This window comes from Caballeronia sp. J97 (assembly GCF_905220305.1).
Taxonomy (GTDB): domain Bacteria; phylum Pseudomonadota; class Gammaproteobacteria; order Burkholderiales; family Burkholderiaceae; genus Caballeronia.
In genome coordinates this window covers 1-17,872 of record NZ_CAJMZL010000040.1, presented here as the reverse complement: position 1 = coordinate 17,872, position 17,872 = coordinate 1, and the positions used below count along the sequence as shown (strand labels likewise).

The window sequence follows — 17,872 nt, the reverse complement described above, 5'->3', positions numbered from 1 at the left end:
ATTGATGGCAGATCCCACGGAATTTTTGCTGCCATGAGCCGATTGCCTACCGTCTTCATTTCCCACGGCGCACCGACGCTGCCGATCGATCCGTCGATGCCGTCATCCGAATTCGCGTCGCTCGGAAAATCGCTGCCGCGTCCGCGCGCCATTTTGGTGCTGTCCGCCCATTGGGGCACTGGCCAGCCAGTCGCGAGCACGTCCGAACGCCCCGAAACGATCCACGACTTCTACGGCTTTCCGCGCGCGCTCTATGAACTTCGCTATCCGGCGCCCGGCGCGCCCGATCTCGCGAAACGCGCCGCCGCGCTGCTCGGTGCGCAAGGGATTCCCGCCGCGACGACGGACCACGGACTCGATCACGGCGCATGGGTGCCGATGCTCCTGATGTTTCCGGATGCCGACGTGCCCGTCGCGCAGCTTTCGATCCAACCGCAGCTCGATGCCGCGCATCACTTCCGCGTCGGACGCGCATTGCGCGATTTGCGCGATGACGGCGTGATGATCGTGGGTTCCGGGCAGATCACGCACAATCTGCGCATGGCCGATTTCAGCGCGCGCCCGGAAGACGCCGATCCGCGCGTGACCGAATTCACCGACTGGTTCGAGGGCCGCATGGCCGAGCGCGACATCGACGCCCTGCTCGACTATCGCGCTCGTGCGCCGCATGCCGCGCTGATGCATCCGACCGATGAACATCTGCTGCCGGTATTCGGTGCGCTCGGCGCGGCGGCGGATGACTATCGGCTCGGCATCCAGTCGCTCGGCACGTTCCAGCGCGCGCTTGCGATGACCAACTACGTCTTCACCGACGATTGATCGCAAAAAAGCCCGCCTGATCGCTCAAGCGGGCTCCTGGCCGTCGAACCGAAGCGCTCAGGCGCCGACTTCGTGAAGAATGTCGTCGCGGCTTTCGCGTTCGTCGAGATAGGTCGTGCGATAGCCGGTGTGCACGCCCCAGTAGTAGAAAATCAGCGCGAGCACGGCGACCGCCGCCATGTCCCAGCCGTACGGCAGCAAACCGTTTCCGCCGAAGTCCTTGCTGCCGATCAGCGACATCACCGCCATCGACGGCAAATAGGCCACCAGCCACCACGCGGCCTTCAGATCGCGGCCCCAGCCCTCGAAACCCGTCTTGCCCTGAAAGTAAAAGTAGACAGGAAGCGCGACGACCATCAGCAGGATGATTTCGCCGGTCAGCGGCCACTTCGCCCAAAACAGCACGAGCGACGCGCACACGAACGCGAACGGCGCGATCGCGCCCATCATCGGCAGCTTGAGCGGGCGATCGAGATCGGTGGCCGCGCGGCGCAGCGCCATCAGGCTGACGGGGCCAGTGAGATAGGAGATGACAGTCGCGACCGAAATCACCGCCGCGAGCGAACTCCAGCCGCGGAAGAAGAACAGGAAGATGAACGCGACGAGCAGGTTGAACCACATCGCCGGACGCGGCACACCGTAGAACGGATGCACGACGCCAAAAATCTTCGGCATCGTGTTATTGCGCTGCATCGCGTAGATCATGCGCGTGGTCGTCGCCATGTAGGTTGTGCCGGTGCCGCTCGGGCTGACGAACGCATCGACGTACAGCAGGATCGCGAGCCAGTTCATGTTCAGCGCGAGCGCCAGTTCCGCAAACGGCGACGCGAAATTGAAGTGCGACCAGCCCTTCGCGACGTCGCCAGGACTCACCGCGCCGATATACGCGATTTGCAGCAGCACGTAGATCACGAGCGCGAGCAGAATCGATCCGATCACGGCAAACGGCACGCTGCGCGCCGGATGACGCGCCTCGCCGGCGAGGTTCACCGGGCTCTGAAAGCCGTTGAAGCTGAACACGATGCCGCTCGTCGCCACCGCGGTCAACACGGCCGGCCAGCCGTACGGTGCGAAACTCGACGCGGTGCCGAGGTTTTCCGAGTGAAATCCGGTGAAGATGAGGCCCGCGATGGTCGCGCCCGGAATCAGGAACTTGAAGATCGTGATCGCGGAATTCGCACGCGCGAACACCTTCACGCCCCAATAATTCAGCATGAAATAGACGATCACGAGCAGCGCCGACAACACGAGGCCCATCGGGGTGAGCGACTCGTTGACGAAGAGCGCGTGCGCCCAGTCGTACGGCCAGGTGCTCATATATTGAATGGACGCTTCGGCTTCGATCGGAATCACCGACACGATCGCGATCCAGTTCGCCCACGCGCTGATGAACCCGACGAGCGCACCGTGCGAGTAACGCGCGTAGCGCACCATTCCGCCGGACTCGGGGAACATTGCGCCGAGTTCCGCGTAAGTCAGCGCGATTGCCAGAATGACGACGGCGCCGATCACCCAAGCGACGATCGCGGCTGGCCCGGCGATCTTGGCGGCCTTCCACGCCCCGAATAGCCAGCCTGAACCGATGATGGACCCGAGGCCGGTCAGCAGTAGCGCCATCGGACCGATATTTCTCTGTATCGAACTCTTCAAATCTCTCTCCAGTGTCTCGCGCTGCACGCGCATCGCTCGCGGCCGACGAAGCCGCGCTCGCCGAGGGATGCGAGGAACGTTCCCGGCGATCGGGCGATGCCAGGTGCAACCCTCTAAAAGGCGCGTAGTTTAACGGTTGCACCTTTCGAATGCGGTGCAGACTGGAAAGAAAATTTGCCTCAATATTGTGTTTTTCGAGGTGATCGTGTCCGTAATTGCAAGTCTTGTAAGGTTTCGTTACGCGTCTCAAAAAAATCCCCTCAGACTAGTCGGATATTAATTGACCGCGAAATGGTTTCGCCGTATAAACCTTCTTGCAGGATTTCAAGTGGCGAGTGAATTGGTTCTTTCGAGTTCGCCATCACGGTACTCCGGTTGGTCCCATTGCCCCTTCCTTGATTTTCCGCACCCCTGGGCTTCGGCCTTATTCATCATTTTTTTGGAACAAGTAACATGGAAACCGGTACCGTCAAGTGGTTCAATGACGCAAAGGGCTTTGGCTTCATCACTCCGGATGGCGGCGGCGAAGATCTGTTCGCGCACTTCTCGGAAATCCGCATCGAAGGCTTCAAGACGCTTCAGGAAAACCAAAAGGTTTCCTACGAAGTGAAGACTGGCCCGAAGGGCAAGCAAGCCGCGAACATCAAGCCGGTCTAAGACCCGCTAGAATTCGTACAGAAAACCCCGCTTCGGCGGGGTTTTTTGTTTTCCGGATGCGATCAGCAATCCGGCGTCACACGAAGACACGTTGCGCGTAGATCCCGAGTCCCTTCGCCACACTGGCGAGGCGGTCACCGAATACCGGCCGCGCGCCGGGAAAAGCCGCCGACAACGCTTCCGACAGGAATCTCAGTCCCGTCGTGCCGCCGGTGAAATAGATTGCGCCGACGTCCGCGGGAGCGACGCCCGCCCGCTTCAGCGTTTCCTGCGCCGCCTCGACGATGCGCCGCGTCTCATCCGCGCCGGCTGCAATAAGTTGCGCCTCGTCGAATGCGACGCGCAGCGCTTCTTCCACCTCTTCCATGTCGATCTCGGTCGTGCCGCCCGCGGCGACATCGATCTTCGCTTCTTCGGCATGCGCGGTCAGCGCGTGCCCGAGCCGGCGATCGACGACGCGCATCAGGCGGTCGTGATGACGCACATCGGTGTAGAGATGGCGCATCAGTTGCAATTCGCCCACGCGCCTGGGCGTGTACACCGTGTTGATCAGATGCCAGGTCGCGAGGTCGAAATACACCGGGCTTGGCACTTCGCGCCCTTTCGGATCGAGCGATTGGTAGCCGAGTTCGCGCAGCACGGTCGCAAGTTCGACGCGCCGGTCGAAGTCCGTCCCGGCGACGTGAACGCCATGATGCGCGAGCACATCGCCCTTGCGCTCCAGATGGCGCGCACGCTCCGGCCCGACGCGCACGAGCGAAAAGTCCGACGTGCCGCCGCCGATATCCGCCACCAGAACGAGGCCTTCTTGCGTCAGGCCGGCTTCGTAGTCGAAGGCTGCGGCGATCGGCTCGTACTGGAAGTGGATCTCACGCAAGCCGATCGCATGCGCGCACGCTTCGAGCTGCTTTTGCGCCAGGTGGTCCGCGCGCGGATCGTCGTCGACGAAAAACACCGGGCGGCCCAGCACCGCGCGCGTGAGCGGCTCGGCGGCGATCGCCTGCGCCTTCTGCTTCAAATGCTGCAGAAAGAGCGTGATGACGTCCGTGTACTTGATCGCGGAGCCATCGCCGAGGTCGGTGCTGTTGTCCGCGAGCGGCGAGCCGAGAATGCTCTTCATCGAGCGCATCAGGCGGCCATCGAAGCCGTCGATGTACGCCTCGAGCGCCGCGCGGCCGTAGGACTGGTTATTCTCGTCGGTATTGAAGAAAACGGCGGTAGGCAACGTGGTCGCCTCCCCTTCGACGGGCGCCAGCCGGATCGACAAGCCGTCAGGGAGAGCCACCGCGGAGTTCGACGTGCCGAAATCGATCGCGCAATAAGTCATGGGCATCGGCGACGTCGTGACGGACGCCGCATTCAAACATGGACGGCGTTTTTATCACGTTCCGGAAGGCGCATCAACCGCATTTTGGATAATTTTAAACCAATAGGTTTATTCGACGAAAACGGAATGCAATTTGCTCGCCTTAAGGCAATTTGTTCACTTTTTCGCGTGCGAAACGCCGCTTGCCGCTGTGAAATGCACGCCTTCCAGGCATGAACGAAACCGCCGCGCAACAGGAGATTCGTTTGAGCGATCAAGTCACCGATCATCCGGGCATCATCGAAACGGACTTGCCCGGACGGCTCGATCGTCTGCCGTGGGGGCGCTTTCACACGCTGATCGTGCTCGCGCTCGGCATTACATGGCTGCTCGACGGTCTCGAGGTGACGCTCGCGGGCTCGGTCGCGAGCGCGCTCAAGTCGAGCCCGGCGCTGCGGTTTTCGAACGCCGATGTCGGCATCGCGGGCAGTGCGTATATCGCGGGCGCGGTGCTCGGCGCGCTCGGCTTCGGCTGGCTCACGGACCGGCTCGGCCGACGCAAGCTGTTTTTCATCACCCTTTTTCTCTACGTGGCCGCGACCGCCGCCACCGCGTTTTCGTGGAATCTCGCGACCTTCGTGCTGTTTCGATTCCTGACAGGCGCGGGAATAGGCGGCGAATACACCGCGATCAATTCGACGATTCAGGAATTCACGCCCGCCCGCCTGCGCGGCTGGACCGATCTCGCGATCAACGGCACGTTCTGGGTCGGCGCGGGCATCGGCGCGGCAGGTTCGATCGTGCTGCTCGATCCCGCCCTGCTGCCGCCCGATTGGGGTTGGCGCGCGTGCTTCCTGATCGGCGCGGCGCTCGGACTCACGATTCTCTTCATGCGGATGTGGGTGCCGGAAAGTCCGCGATGGCTGATCACGCACAATCGCGCAGAAGAAGCGAAACGGGTCGTCGAGGAGATCGAGGCGCATTTCCGGCAGCACGGCGTCGAGATTCCCGACACGCCCGTGAATTCGCTGCGTCTGCACGCGCGGGAGGAAACGCCAATCCGCGAGGTCGTGCATACGCTGTTCAAGGCGCATCGCAGCCGTTCGCTCGTCGGACTGATGCTGATGACGGCGCAGGCGTTCTTCTATAACGCGATTTTCTTCACCTACGCGCTCGTGCTCACCGATTTCTATCACGTGCCGGGCGATCACATCGGCTGGTATGTGCTGCCGTTCGCTGCCGGAAATTTCCTCGGTCCCGTGCTGCTCGGCAAGCTTTTCGACGTGCTCGGCCGGCGCCGGATGATCGCCTTCACTTATGCGATGTCGGGCGTGCTGCTGACCGTCAGTGGCTGGATGTTCATGCAGGGCATGCTGACTGTGACGACGCAGACCATCGCGTGGATGGTGATTTTCTTTTTCGCGTCGGCGGCAGCCAGCTCGGCATATCTGACGGTGAGCGAAACGTTCCCGCTGGAGATCCGCGCGCTCGCCATCGCGGTGTTCTACGCGTTCGGCACTGCGCTCGGCGGCATCGTCGGGCCGACGCTTTTCGGGCAACTGATCGACACCCACGAGCGCGGCGCTGTGTTCGTCGGATATCTGATCGGCTCGCTGCTCATGCTCGCGGCAGCGGTCGTCGCCGGAATCTGGGGCGTCGCGGCGGAGCGCAAATCGCTCGAAGAGGTCGCTCGTCCGCTTTCGGCGGCGGACGAGCATTGAGCGCAATTACTTGAACGCCTTGTCCCACGCGCCTTCGAAAGCCGTCTCGCCCAGCGATTTACGCGCGCGCGGCGCCGCCTCGCGCTCGCGCAGCGTTTCGTCGAGCTGGCTGGCGTCGCCATGATGACCGATCGCGATCATCGCGATGATGTCGACATCGGCGGGAACGGAGAACGCCTGGCGGAAGGCTTCGCGATCGAAACCGCCCATCTGATGCGTCGCCAGTCCCAGCGCGTGCGCCTGAAGCACGAGCGCCATCGCGGCCGCGCCGGTGTCGTAAGTCGCGGTGCGGTTCGTGTCGCCCTTCGGCGTCAGTGTCGAGGCCGTCACGCACACGAGCAGCGGCACGCTCACGTTCCATTTCTGGTTCGACGGCGCGAGCGTGTCGAACGCGCGCTTGAACGCGGCTTCGTCGCGCCGACGATCGAACGCGATGAAGCGCCACGGCTGCAGATTGTTCGACGAAGGCGCCCAGCGCGCCGCTTCGAGCAGGCGATGCAACTGCGCGCGCTCGATCGGCGCATCGGAGAAGGCGCGCGGACTCCAGCGGCCGGCGATCAGTTCATGGATGTCGACATCGGCGGGCGCGGGCTTTTTGCTCATGTTCGGTCCTGGTTGGCTTGATGAAAGAAGAACGGCGCGCATCGGCAAGAATGCGCGCCGTTCAAGGCGACAAGGATAAACAAGCTCGCGCGCGCGTGCAGGACCTCAGGTGGCGGCGACGCCCATCGACCGGCCCGCGCGATTGATGCGCAGCACCGTGACGGCCGCGACGAGGCACAGTCCGCCCGAGATCATCGTCGCGACGGTGTAGCTGCCGAGGCTCGAACGCAGCATGCCGCCGCCGAGCGCCGCGAACGCCGCGCCGAGCTGGTGGCCCGCGACGACCCAGCCGAACACGATCGGCGCCGATTCCTTGCCGTAGACATCGGTGGCGAGACGCACGGTCGGCGGCACGGTGGCGATCCAGTCGAGACCGTAGAACACGGCGAACAGCGGCAGACCGAAGAAATCGATGCCGAACGCATACGGCAGATAGATCAGCGACAGTCCGCGCAGGCCGTAGTACCAGAACAGCAGCACGCGCGCATTGAAGCGGTCGGAAAGCCAGCCGGAAAGCGTCGTGCCGAAAAGATCGAAGATGCCCATCGCGGCGAGCAGCGTCGCGCCTTGCACTTGCGTCATGCCGTAGTCGGAGCACATCGCGATCAGATGCGTGCCGACGTACCCGTTCGTGCTCGCGCCGCAGACGAAGAAGCTGAAGAAAAGCAGCCAGAAATCGCGCGTCTTGCTGGCCGAAGCAAGCGTGCCGAACGCGACCTTGATCGGATTTTTCGGCACCGGAAGCGCGCCGGGCGGGAGATCCGCCTTTTCACCGATCGGGCGCAGCGAAAGATCAGCCGGGCGCTCTGGCAACAGCCACGCGACGAGCGGCAGCACGACCGCCGCAGCAGCCGCCACGACGAACACGACCGGACGCCAGCCGAAGCGTTCGGAAATCGACGCCAGAAACGGCAGGAACACGAGCTGGCCGGTCGCCGAACTCGCGGTGAGAATGCCCATCGCGAGACCGCGATGCGTGGTGAACCAGCGGTTCACGATCGTCGCCGACAGCGTGAGCGCGGCAACGCCCGTCGCGCTGCCGACCATCACGCCCCAGACGAGCACCATTTGCCACGGCTCGGTCATCATCGACGAAATGCCGACGCCGGCGGCCAGCGTCGCGATCGCCGCGAGCACCGTCGGGCGCACGCCGAAGCGCTGCATCGCCGCCGCGGCGAACGGGCCAGCCAGACCGTAGAGCGCGAGGTTGATCGAGATCGCGAGCGAAATCGTGCCGCGCGACCAGCCGAACTGCTTTTCGAGCGGCAACATCATGACGCTCGGCGTCGCGCGCGTGCCGGCCGCCGCGAGCAGCACGAAAAACACGACGCCCACCGCCACCCAGCCGTAATGCACCCGGCCATTCAGCCGTCTCGCTACCCAGTTCATCGCTGCTCCGTGAGGTTGATTTTTGTCTCGCGACGTTACCGCTCTGTCACATCAGAGTTGCGAGCTTAGTTACCGATCGGTAACATGTCAAGCATGCAACGGAAATCCTCGAGGATCCGACCTTGACCCGATCAACCTCCGACCAGCCGAAGAACCACGCCCGCCGCAGTGTCCGCACCGACGGCGCGACCGCGCAGGAGCAATTGCTCGACGCCGCGCAGGAGCTGTTTTATCGCGACGGCATCCGCGCAATCGGCGTCGATGCCGTCGTCGAGCGCGCGGGCGTCAACAAGATGAGCTTGTACCGGCGGTTCGCGTCGAAGGACGAGCTCGTCGTCGCCTATCTGGAACGCATGGATGAAGGATTTCGGCGCCGCTTCGAGGCGAGCGTCGCGAAACATCCGGGCGAACCGGCGAAGCAGCTCGTCCAGGGACTGGAAGATCTGGTGAAACGCGCATCCTCGCCGGACTATCGCGGCTGCCCGTTCGTCAACATCGCATGCGAATTCGGCGATCCGGCGCATCCCGCGCGGCAATTGGTCGAGCGCAATAAAAGTTACCTGATGACGCGCCTCGTCGAGATTTCGACGGCGGCCGGAGCGGATAATCCCGCTGAGCTGGCTGAATCGCTCGCATTGCTGGTAGACGGCATCTACGCGACGAGCCAGACATACGGCCCCGGCTCGGGTCCGCTGCGCGCCGCGCCGCGCATCGCGCGCACGCTGATCGCCGCGGCTTGTCCCGCGCATGGCAAAGAGGAAGGTAATGACTGACAGCACCACCCGCGACGATGTGATCGCGGCGACTCGACACTGGCTCACCCGCGCGGTGATCGGTCTCAATTTGTGCCCGTTCGCGAAGAGCGTGCATGTCAAAAAGCAGATTCGCTATGTGGTGAGCGAGGCGCGCGATGTGGACGATTTGGTCGTAGAACTGACGGACGAGCTTCGCCTCTTGCACGACGCGGATCACGAAACCGTCGACACCACGCTTTTCATCACGCCGCGCGCGTTCGCGGATTTTGCCGACTACAACGACGCCCTTTTTTTCGCCGAGCGCCTGCTCGACCAATTGGGGTTGGCGGGCGAATTGCAGATCGCGAGCTTCCATCCGCAGTATCGGTTCGAAGGCACCGCGCCCGACGATATCGACAACTACACGAATCGCGCGCCGTATCCGATCTTTCATCTGCTGCGCGAAGCGAGCATCGATCGCGCCGTCGATGCGTTCCCCGAAGCATCCGATATTTATGAGCGGAATATCGAAACGCTGCGCCGTCTCGGACACGACGGCCTCGCAGCGTGGATGAAGGACAAAACCTGATCAGTTCGCGGACGTGAAAAAACGCGCTCGCAGTTCGTCCAGCCCGAGCGATTCGAGCACGTCCGAGAGTCTCTGCGCGGGCCGCCCGCGCGGCAAATCCTTGAATTGCGCGATGATGAGCTCGTTTTTCATCGAGTGCTCCCAGCCGACGAGTTCCGTCACGCTCACCTGATATCCGTGCGATTCGAGCTGCAGACAACGCAGCACGTTGGTGATCTGGCTCCCAAATTCACGTGTGTGCAACGGATGCCGCCATATTTCCGTCAGCACGTTTTTCGAGAGCGAGTGCCCTTTGTTCTTGCGCAGCACCGAAGCCACTTCGGCCTGACAGCACGGCACCACGACGATGTATTTCGCTTTCTTTTGCAGAGCGAAGTGGATGGCGTCGTCGGTCGCCGTGTTGCACGCATGCAGCGCGGTGACGACATCGATCGAATCAGGTAGACGATCCGAATCGATTGATTCGGCCACCGACAGATTCAGAAATGACATCCCTGTAAACCCGAGGCGCTGCGCCAATTCTTCGGATTTTTTTACAAGCTCTTCGCGCGTCTCGATTCCAAAGATGTGTGACCGATCGCGCAGAGTCTTGAAGAAGAGATCGTAGAGAATAAACCCAAGATAGGATTTTCCCGCGCCATGGTCGACGAGTGATACGGCCCCTTGGCTCGCATGCACTTCGGCGAGAAGCGGTTCGATGAACTGATAGAGGTGGTAGACCTGCTTCAGTTTGCGGCGGCTGTCCTGGTTCATCTTGCCGTCGCGCGTAAGGATGTGGAGTTCCTTCAGCAGTTCGATCGACTGACCTGGACGAATCTCGTGTTTGGTGGAGGGGTCGGGCGTACCCGAAGCCGGCGCGGAGGACTTCCTGGTCATCTTGAAGGTGTGTCGAATAAAAAAAGCGGAGCTTGTTCGCGCCGAATGTGCGCTAACCGCTGGTTCTGCCGTCTCAAAAGGGGAAGTTTACCCAAAAGCGCGAAGACGCTCTTGTTCCAGCCCGGCTGATCGCCAATGCGTGGCAGCAAAACGCATGGAACAGATTGTGCAACGTCCGACAATGAGACCATTGGAAAGACGACACAGCGTGGCCGCAGGCCGCGTACCGATGCAGCAAGCAGGAGCAACAAGCCAGTAGCAAGCCGCGCCTCGAGACGTGCAACGTCGTCACCGCGCCCAGCCTTGTTACGTAACACCTAACGCACAGCGCGGCGAATGCGACTCGCCGACGCCATGAACATGAGAGGACGGCGATGGATGCGATCCCGGACAAGAAAGCAGAGAAACAATTCCAGGAGATGCTCGCGGCACTGACCGCGATGCCCGCGTGGAGCGAAAAGCAGCAGTTGGAACTGGAGATGGCCCGAGAGATATCCGTGGAAATGTTGCGCCTCGCCGAGTCGATGCGCGACGGCTCCACCGACATCGAAACGTGCCTGACGATGCTGAAGTACGCCAAAGTGATGGATTTCGTCCTGACGACGCTCGCCTCGCGGCGGGAGATCGCGCCGCAGACGCTGCGCGTGATCTTCAAGCTAGCGGGTCTGAAGGTCGATGAAGCCTATCCTGGCTGAAGCGCTCACGCTTTCGAAACCGGCGCGCCTTTCGAGCGCGCGCCCGGGTCAGTTTTTGCGCCTGGTCATGAGGCGCGCTGCGGACTGACGCATGTGCCGCTGCATCGCGGCTTGCGCCTGTATTGCGTCGCGCGCCTCCAGCGCCTCCAGAATCTCGCGATGCTCGCCGAGCGCGGCCGCCCACGTTTCTTCCCCTTCGAAGTGCCCACGCAACGTCGATGACAGCGGGCTGTGCCGTTCGTCGTACAGACTGCCTACCGTGCGCACGAGCACGTCGTTGCCCGTCATCTGCGCGATCGCGATGTGAAATGCGCGATCGGCCGCCATCGGCACCTGGCCGTGCGCGACTTCGCGCGCCATCGTTTCGTACACCGCGCGCAGCGCCTTCAACTGCTTCGGCTTCGCGAAGGGCGCGATACTCGCCGCGATCGCGCCCTCGATCACGCTGCGCGCGTTCATGATCTCGATCGGACTTTCGCCCAGTTCCGCCTCGGTCGCCGCGGGCTTGGCCGCCGGCGTCGCGACGATATACACGCCCGATCCCATGCGGATTTCGACACGCCCTTCCAGCTCCAGCGCAACGAGCGCCTCGCGCACGGACGGCCGCGATACGCCGAGCGTCTGCGCCAGCTCGCGCTCGGACGGCAAGCGGCCGTTCGGGGCGAAATCCTGCTGCTCGATCAGCCCGCGCAGCTTGTCGGCGATCTGTAGATAGAGGCGGCGCGTTTCGGCTGGTTTCACGCTCACGTGCTGGCTCCTGCTTTTGTCTCGGGGAAAACGTGGATTGTAATCAGTGGAAGGGCTGACGCACCGTGCGACGGGCGTTTGCCGTTCGCGAACCTTTTACAAGTGGCTTGACCAATTCTATTTCAAGACACTAGTATGCAATCCGGTAAGGCCAGGTGGCCAATTTTTTTTGGGCGATCTGGAACCGTTCCCACACGAACCAGCCCGGATCAGGCCGACACGACGAGCGGCACGCGCAAACATGAACAATCCGATTCTCCAGTTCGGCACGAGCCGGTTTCTGCAGGCGCACATCGATTTTTTCGTGACCGTCGCGGCGCGACGCGACCCGGCGAAAGCGCTCGGCAAGATTACCGTCGTTCAGACGACGTCCAGCGCCGACAGCCGCGCGCGCGTCGAGGCGCTGCGATCGGCCGGGCGCTATCCGGTACGCATCCGTGGCCGTCAGCGGAATGAAACCATCGATACGACGGTCGAGTGCGATTCCATCACCGAGGCGCTCCACGCGAACGAAGATTGGCCATTGCTGATCGAGCGCATGAACCGCGACGTGAAAGTGATCGTCTCGAACACGGCGGATGCCGGCTACGCGCTCTTCAACGAAGACACCGCCGATCTGCTCGATGGCCAGCGCACACCGCGCGGCTTCGCGGCCAAGCTCGCAGTGTTGCTCCACGCGCGATATCGCGCCGGCGCCGAGCCGATTACGCTCCTGCCTTGCGAACTGGTTTCGCGCAACGGCGACACGCTGCGCGATCTCGTCATCGGCGTTGCGCGCGGCTGGAACGTCGACGAGGCGTTCATCGGCTATCTGACGAAAGGCTGTGTCTGGGTGAATTCGCTTGTGGACCGCATCGTGTCGGAGCCGATCCAGCCGGTCGGCGCGATTGCCGAGCCGTACGCGCTGTGGGCGATCGAGCGCCGGGCCGGCATGGTGCTGCCGTGCGAGCACGAGGACATCGTCATCACCGACGATCTCGCGCACTACGAGCGTCTCAAGCTCCTGATGCTGAATCTCGGCCACACGATGCTCGCGCAAATCTGGCGCACGCACGACGGTTCGCCCGACATGACCGTGCTCGACGCGATGCGCGAACCGGCGTATCGCGAGCCGCTGGAAGCGACGTGGCGCGACGAAGTGCTGCCGGTATTCGCGGCGCTCGGCCAGCGCGATGTCGCCACGGACTATCTCGCTAGCGTGCGCGATCGCTTCGAAAATCCGTTTCTCGTTCATCGGCTCGCCGACATCGCGCGCAATCACGATGAGAAAAAGGTTCGACGCTTTCAGCCCGTCATCGATCTCGCGCGCGAACTGAATCTCGACATCGAGCAAAAGCGTTTGCGCGAGGCGCTCAAAACCGCCTGAAGAGCGGTACGACCATTTTCGAATCACGGCTCACCGCGTCGGCATCGCGGCTCGAGCCGAAATACATGAAGTGCCGCCCACTGAGGAGACAAAACGATGCGCAAAATGCGTTGGGTAGTGATATTTCTGGCTTTTCTGGCAATCGCGATCAATTACATCGATCGCGCAAACCTCGCGGTCGCCGCGCCGCAAATCGAAAAGGCGCTCGGCATCGGACCGGCTGAAATGGGCTTCATCCTGAGCGGCTTCTTCTGGAGCTACGCGCTCATGCAAATGCCCTTCGGCTGGTTCGTCGATCGCGTCGGCGCGCGCATCGCGCTGCCGCTCGCCGTGGGCTGGTGGTCGGTGTTCACCGCGCTCACCGCCGTCGCGTCGAGCGTGGTCGGCATGTTCGGCTGCCGATTGATGCTGGGTGTCGGCGAGGCGGGGGCGTATCCGTCGTGCGCGAAACTCGTGTCGCAATGGTTCAAGAAGGAGCAGCGCGCGTTCGCGACCAGCATCTTCGATAGCGGTTCGCGCGTCGGCTCGGCGCTCTCGATTCCGGTCGTCGCGCTGATCATCAGTTCGTTCGGTTGGGAAGCGTCGTTCGTCATCACCGGCGTGATCGGCTTCGTCTGGATTCTCGGCTGGTTCCTGATCTACCGAAACAAGTCGAAAGGCGATCTGACCGGCGAAACGGACGTCGCGCCGGTGCAACCGGTTGCGCCGAAGAACAAGGTGTCGTGGGCCTCGCTGTTCAAGTACCGCACGCTGTGGGGCATGATGCTCGGCTTCTTCTGCCTGAACTTCGTCATCTACTTTTTCATCACCTGGTTCCCGAGCTATCTCGTGCAGGCGCACGGCTTCTCGCTGAAATCGCTCGGCACGCTCGGCACGATTCCCGCGCTGATGTCGATTCCGGGCGGCTGGCTCGGCGGCGTCGTGTCGGATTCGCTCTTCAAGCGCGGCTGGAGCCTGACCGCCGCACGCAAGACATGCATGGTCGGTGGCATGCTGATGTCATCGGTCATCACGCTGTGCGCGTTCGTAACCAACATTTATCTGATGCTCGCGTTTTTCGGCATCGCTTACGCCAGCCTCGCGTTCGCCGCCGCCAGCATCTGGTCGCTGCCGAGCGACGTCGCGCCGACGCCGGATCATGTCGCATCCATCGGCGGCATTCAAAATTTCGCGTCGAACCTGGCGGGCATCGTCATCACGACCTTCACCGGCGTGATGCTCGCGATCACCAAGGGCTCGTTCGTGATTCCGCTGTGCGTCGCGGGCGGCTTCTGCTTCCTCGGCGCGTTCAGCTATCTTGTAATCGTCGGCAAGATCGAGCCGCTCAATCGCGCCGAAGACGAGCAATCCCGCCGCGACAGCCGCGCGCCTTCCACGATCTGAGTCCGAGACCAAAACCATGTCCACCCCATCCACCGACCATGCGGTCATCCGGCTGCATCCGAACGACGATGTCGTGATCGCGACGCGTCAGTTGCTCTCCGGCGCGCGCATCGCGTCGGAGGACCTCGTCGTCGCGGGGCTGATTCCGCCGGGTCACAAGATCGCGACGCGCGATATCGCCGCGGGCGCGCCCGTGAAGCGCTACAACCAGATCATCGGCGTGGCGCGCGAGGCGATTGCGCGCGGACAGCACGTGCACACGCACAATCTGTCGATGGCCGATTTCGCGCGCGAGCACGAGTTCGGCGTCGATCTGCACCCGACGCCGTTCGTCGACGAGCCCGCGACCTTCATGGGCATCCGCCGCGACGACGGCCGCGTCGCGACGCGCAACTTCGTCGGCGTGCTGACGAGCGTGAATTGCTCGGCCACGGTCGCGCGCGCGATCGCCGATCACTTCCGGCGCGACGTGCATCCGGAAGCGCTCGCGGAATATCCGAACGTGGATGGCGTGATCGCCCTCACGCATGGTCTCGGATGCGGCATCGACATGCAGGGCGAAGGGCTCGGCATTCTGCGCCGCACGCTTTCGGGCTACGCGGTGCATCCGAATTTTCATTCGGTGCTGTTCGTCGGTCTGGGATGCGAGACGAACCAGATTTCGGGCGTGCTCGAATCGAGCGGTCTGAAGGACGGCGAGAAGCTGCGCAGTTTTACGATCCAGGATAGCGGCGGCACGCGCAAGACGATCGAACGCGGCATCGCGATGGTGAAGGAAATGCTCGCCGATGCGAATCGCGTGCAGCGCGAGCCGCTGCCGGCGTCGCATCTGATCGTCGGGTTGCAGTGCGGCGGATCGGATGGCTATTCGGGCATTTCGGCAAATCCCGCTTTGGGCGCCGCGGTCGACAAACTCGTCGCGCATGGCGGCACTGCGATTCTGTCGGAAACGCCTGAAGTCTACGGCGCGGAGCATCTGCTCACGCGCCGCGCTGTGAGCCGCGAAGTCGGTGAAAAGCTGCTCGCGCGCATCAAGTGGTGGGAAGAATACTGCGCGCGCAACGGCGCGGCGATGGACAACAATCCGTCAGCAGGGAACAAGGTCGGCGGATTGACGACGATCCTCGAAAAGTCGCTCGGCGCGGTCGCGAAAGGTGGCACCACGAATCTCGTCGAAGTGTATGAGTACGCTCAGCGAATCGACGCAAAGGGCTTCGTTTTCATGGATTCGCCCGGCTACGATCCGATGTCCGCGACGGGACAGGTCGCGTCGGGCGCAAATCTGATCTGCTTCACGACCGGTCGCGGGTCGGCTTATGGATGCGCGCCCTCGCCTTCCTTGAAACTCGCGACGAACACTGCGCTGTGGGAACGGCAGGAAGAGGATATGGACATCAACTGCGGCGGCGTGATCGACGGCTCCGCGACGATCGAACAGCTCGGCGATGCAATCTTTCAGATGATGCTCGACTGCGCGTCAGGCGTGGCGTCGAAGAGCGAGCTGCATGGATATGGGCAGAGTGAGTTCGTGCCCTGGCAGGTGGGCGTGGTGACCTGACGAGTATGTCGAGGCGCATCGCTCTTGCCGATGCGCCTTTTTTGTCGTCAGGCGGTCGCCGCGTGCTGCGCCATCATCTGGATGGCCACCGCCTCGGCGACCTCGATGCCATCGATCGCCGCGGAATAGATCCCGCCAGCGTAGCCCGCACCCTCTCCCGCCGGATACAGACCTTCGACGTTGACACTCTGATAGTCGTCCTTGCGGCGCACGCGAATCGGCGAAGATGTGCGCGTCTCTACGCCGGTCAGCACGGCGTCATGCATCGCGAATCCCTTGATTTTCTTGTCGAGCTCGGGCAAAGCTTCGCGAATCGCTTCGATCACGTAATCGGGCAGCGCGGTGCTCAGGTCGGTCGGCTTCACGCCTGGCTTATAAGACGGCGCCACAGAACCGAGTGAAGTGGATGCGCGGCCCGCGATGAAATCGCCGACGAGCTGTCCCGGTGCGGAGTAGTCGCCGCCGCCCAATTCGAACGCGCGCTCTTCCCATTTACGCTGAAACGCGATGCCGGCAAGCGGGCCGCCCGGATAGTCGTCCGGCGTAATGCCCACGACGATCCCGGCGTTCGCGTTGCGCTCGGCGCGAGAATACTGGCTCATGCCGTTCGTCACGACGCGTCCGGGTTCAGACGTCGCCGCGACGACCGTGCCGCCCGGGCACATGCAAAAGCTATAGACTGCGCGGCCATTGCTGCAGTGATGGACCACTTTGTAGTCCGCTGCGCCGAGCTTTTCATGTCCGGCGAATTTGCCGAAGCGGCTTCTGTCGATCACACCTTGCGGATGCTCGATGCGAAAGCCGAGCGAAAACGGCTTGGCTTCCATGTAGACACCGCGATCGTGCAACATCTGGAACGTGTCTCGCGCACTGTGCCCGACGGCAAGTACGACGTGATCGCAGCGCAGCGTCTCGCCGGTCGAAAGCTTGAGCCCGCGGACCTTGCCAGCCTCGATCTCGATATCTTCGACGCGATGCTGGAATCTCACTTCACCGCCGAGTTGATGGATCTGTGCACGCATCTTCTCGACCATGCTCACCAGCCGGAACGTACCGATGTGCGGGCGGCTCAAGTACAAGATGTCTTCCGGCGCGCCGGCTTTGACGAACTCGTCGAGCACTTTGCGACCGTAGTGTTTCGGATCCTTGATCTGGCTATAGAGTTTGCCGTCCGAGAACGTACCAGCGCCGCCCTCGCCGAATTGCACGTTTGACTCTGGATTGAGTTCGTTGCGTCGCCAGAGACCCCACGTGTCTTTCGTTCGCTCCCGCACGGCTTTGCCGCGCTCGAGAATGATCGGCCGGAAACCCATTTGCGCGAGGATCAAACCAGCAAACAGCCCGCACGGACCCATGCCGATGACGACCGGACGCAGCAGCGTCGACAATGCCGGCGCTTTCGCCACGAAACGATACGCCATATCCGGCGTCACACCGCAGTGCGGATACGGATGCGTCTCGAGGCGTTTCAATACCGACGCCTCGTCTTTCAGCTCGACATCGATGATGTAGGTAAGTTTGATATCGGCGCGCTTGCGAGCATCGTGCGCCCGGCGAAATATGCGGAAGCTCACGAGTTCGTTCGCACCGACCCCGATCTCCGCGAGACGCGCGAGAACCGCAGGTTCGATAGCCGATTCGGGATGATCGAGCGAGAGCTTGAGTTCGCTTAGACGTAGCATGGGGACATCGACGGCGCTGGCCGCGCTTTCGGAAAACGTAGAGGGAATTCTAACGCTTGAGAGACGCGCAGTTTACGCGTTGCGGTGGTGTATTGCT

The 17,872-nt window shown here is 62.4% G+C and carries 16 protein-coding genes; 9 read left to right on the top strand and 7 right to left on the bottom strand.

Annotated features, from left to right (window positions below):
* The first annotated feature begins 33 nt into the window (after positions 1–33).
* Complete coding sequence (locus U4Y90_RS32060; RefSeq protein WP_321800755.1) at positions 34–819, top strand: class III extradiol ring-cleavage dioxygenase; 786 nt, start codon at positions 34–36, stop codon at positions 817–819.
* 57 nt (positions 820–876) lie between these two features.
* Here U4Y90_RS32060 and U4Y90_RS32055 read toward each other — a convergent pair whose 3' ends face one another.
* Positions 877–2,469 carry an APC family permease gene (locus tag U4Y90_RS32055; RefSeq protein WP_321800754.1) on the bottom strand — a complete coding sequence of 531 codons (1,593 nt, stop codon included), beginning with the start codon at positions 2,467–2,469 and terminating at the stop codon, positions 877–879.
* 453 nt (positions 2,470–2,922) lie between these two features.
* Between U4Y90_RS32055 and U4Y90_RS32050 the strand changes: the two genes are divergently transcribed.
* Positions 2,923–3,126 carry a cold-shock protein gene (locus U4Y90_RS32050; protein WP_007000074.1) on the top strand — a complete coding sequence of 68 codons (204 nt, stop codon included), beginning with the start codon at positions 2,923–2,925 and terminating at the stop codon, positions 3,124–3,126.
* Between the two features lie 76 nt (positions 3,127–3,202).
* Here U4Y90_RS32050 and U4Y90_RS32045 read toward each other — a convergent pair whose 3' ends face one another.
* Complete coding sequence (locus tag U4Y90_RS32045) at positions 3,203–4,453, bottom strand: Hsp70 family protein (RefSeq protein WP_321800812.1); 1,251 nt, start codon at positions 4,451–4,453, stop codon at positions 3,203–3,205.
* Positions 4,454–4,665: 212 nt separating this feature from the next.
* On the opposite strand from U4Y90_RS32045, the gene U4Y90_RS32040 reads away from it, so the two are divergent.
* Entirely contained in the window at positions 4,666–6,153 is a 1,488-nt protein-coding gene (locus tag U4Y90_RS32040; RefSeq protein ID WP_321800751.1) for an MFS transporter, read from the top strand.
* 6 nt (positions 6,154–6,159) lie between these two features.
* Here the strand turns inward: U4Y90_RS32040 and U4Y90_RS32035 are convergent, their stop codons facing one another.
* Both U4Y90_RS32035 and U4Y90_RS32030 read right to left on the bottom strand, forming a co-directional pair.
* Entirely contained in the window at positions 6,160–6,756 is a 597-nt protein-coding gene (locus U4Y90_RS32035; protein WP_321800750.1) for a nitroreductase family protein, read from the bottom strand.
* A 105-nt stretch (positions 6,757–6,861) separates the two neighbouring features.
* Complete coding sequence (locus U4Y90_RS32030; protein WP_321800749.1) at positions 6,862–8,145, bottom strand: MFS transporter; 1,284 nt, start codon at positions 8,143–8,145, stop codon at positions 6,862–6,864.
* 122 nt (positions 8,146–8,267) lie between these two features.
* Here U4Y90_RS32030 and U4Y90_RS32025 point away from each other — a divergent pair, with 122 nt between their 5' ends.
* Both U4Y90_RS32025 and U4Y90_RS32020 read left to right on the top strand, forming a co-directional pair.
* Positions 8,268–8,918 carry a TetR/AcrR family transcriptional regulator gene (locus tag U4Y90_RS32025; RefSeq protein ID WP_321800747.1) on the top strand — a complete coding sequence of 217 codons (651 nt, stop codon included), beginning with the start codon at positions 8,268–8,270 and terminating at the stop codon, positions 8,916–8,918.
* Positions 8,911–9,468, top strand: coding sequence for a DUF1415 domain-containing protein (locus U4Y90_RS32020; RefSeq protein ID WP_321800745.1), 558 nt, complete (start codon positions 8,911–8,913; stop codon positions 9,466–9,468). Before U4Y90_RS32025 ends, U4Y90_RS32020 begins: the two co-directional genes overlap by 8 nt.
* On the opposite strand, the gene U4Y90_RS32015 is transcribed toward U4Y90_RS32020, so the two are convergent.
* On the bottom strand, positions 9,469–10,344 hold the full coding sequence (locus U4Y90_RS32015) for an SAM-dependent methyltransferase (protein ID WP_321800744.1): 876 nt from the start codon (positions 10,342–10,344) through the stop codon (positions 9,469–9,471).
* Between the two features lie 374 nt (positions 10,345–10,718).
* Here U4Y90_RS32015 and U4Y90_RS32010 point away from each other — a divergent pair, with 374 nt between their 5' ends.
* On the top strand, positions 10,719–11,039 hold the full coding sequence (locus U4Y90_RS32010; RefSeq protein WP_008344375.1) for a hypothetical protein: 321 nt from the start codon (positions 10,719–10,721) through the stop codon (positions 11,037–11,039).
* Positions 11,040–11,087: 48 nt separating this feature from the next.
* Here U4Y90_RS32010 and U4Y90_RS32005 read toward each other — a convergent pair whose 3' ends face one another.
* On the bottom strand, positions 11,088–11,786 hold the full coding sequence (locus U4Y90_RS32005; RefSeq protein ID WP_321800741.1) for a FadR/GntR family transcriptional regulator: 699 nt from the start codon (positions 11,784–11,786) through the stop codon (positions 11,088–11,090).
* Positions 11,787–12,027: 241 nt separating this feature from the next.
* Between U4Y90_RS32005 and U4Y90_RS32000 the strand changes: the two genes are divergently transcribed.
* From U4Y90_RS32000 to U4Y90_RS31990, 3 genes are all read left to right on the top strand, one after another.
* The gene (locus U4Y90_RS32000; RefSeq protein ID WP_321800739.1) at positions 12,028–13,152 is read left to right on the top strand and encodes a mannitol dehydrogenase family protein; all 1,125 of its coding nucleotides are present in this window, start codon (positions 12,028–12,030) and stop codon (positions 13,150–13,152) included.
* A gap of 96 nt (positions 13,153–13,248) precedes the next feature.
* Positions 13,249–14,535, top strand: coding sequence for an MFS transporter (locus U4Y90_RS31995; RefSeq protein WP_321800737.1), 1,287 nt, complete (start codon positions 13,249–13,251; stop codon positions 14,533–14,535).
* Between the two features lie 16 nt (positions 14,536–14,551).
* Positions 14,552–16,093: an altronate dehydratase family protein gene (locus U4Y90_RS31990; protein WP_321800735.1), complete on the top strand. Its 1,542-nt coding sequence runs from the start codon at positions 14,552–14,554 to the stop codon at positions 16,091–16,093.
* A 47-nt stretch (positions 16,094–16,140) separates the two neighbouring features.
* On the opposite strand, the gene U4Y90_RS31985 is transcribed toward U4Y90_RS31990, so the two are convergent.
* Positions 16,141–17,775 carry an NAD(P)/FAD-dependent oxidoreductase gene (locus U4Y90_RS31985; RefSeq protein ID WP_321800733.1) on the bottom strand — a complete coding sequence of 545 codons (1,635 nt, stop codon included), beginning with the start codon at positions 17,773–17,775 and terminating at the stop codon, positions 16,141–16,143.
* Positions 17,776–17,872 lie beyond the last annotated feature (97 nt).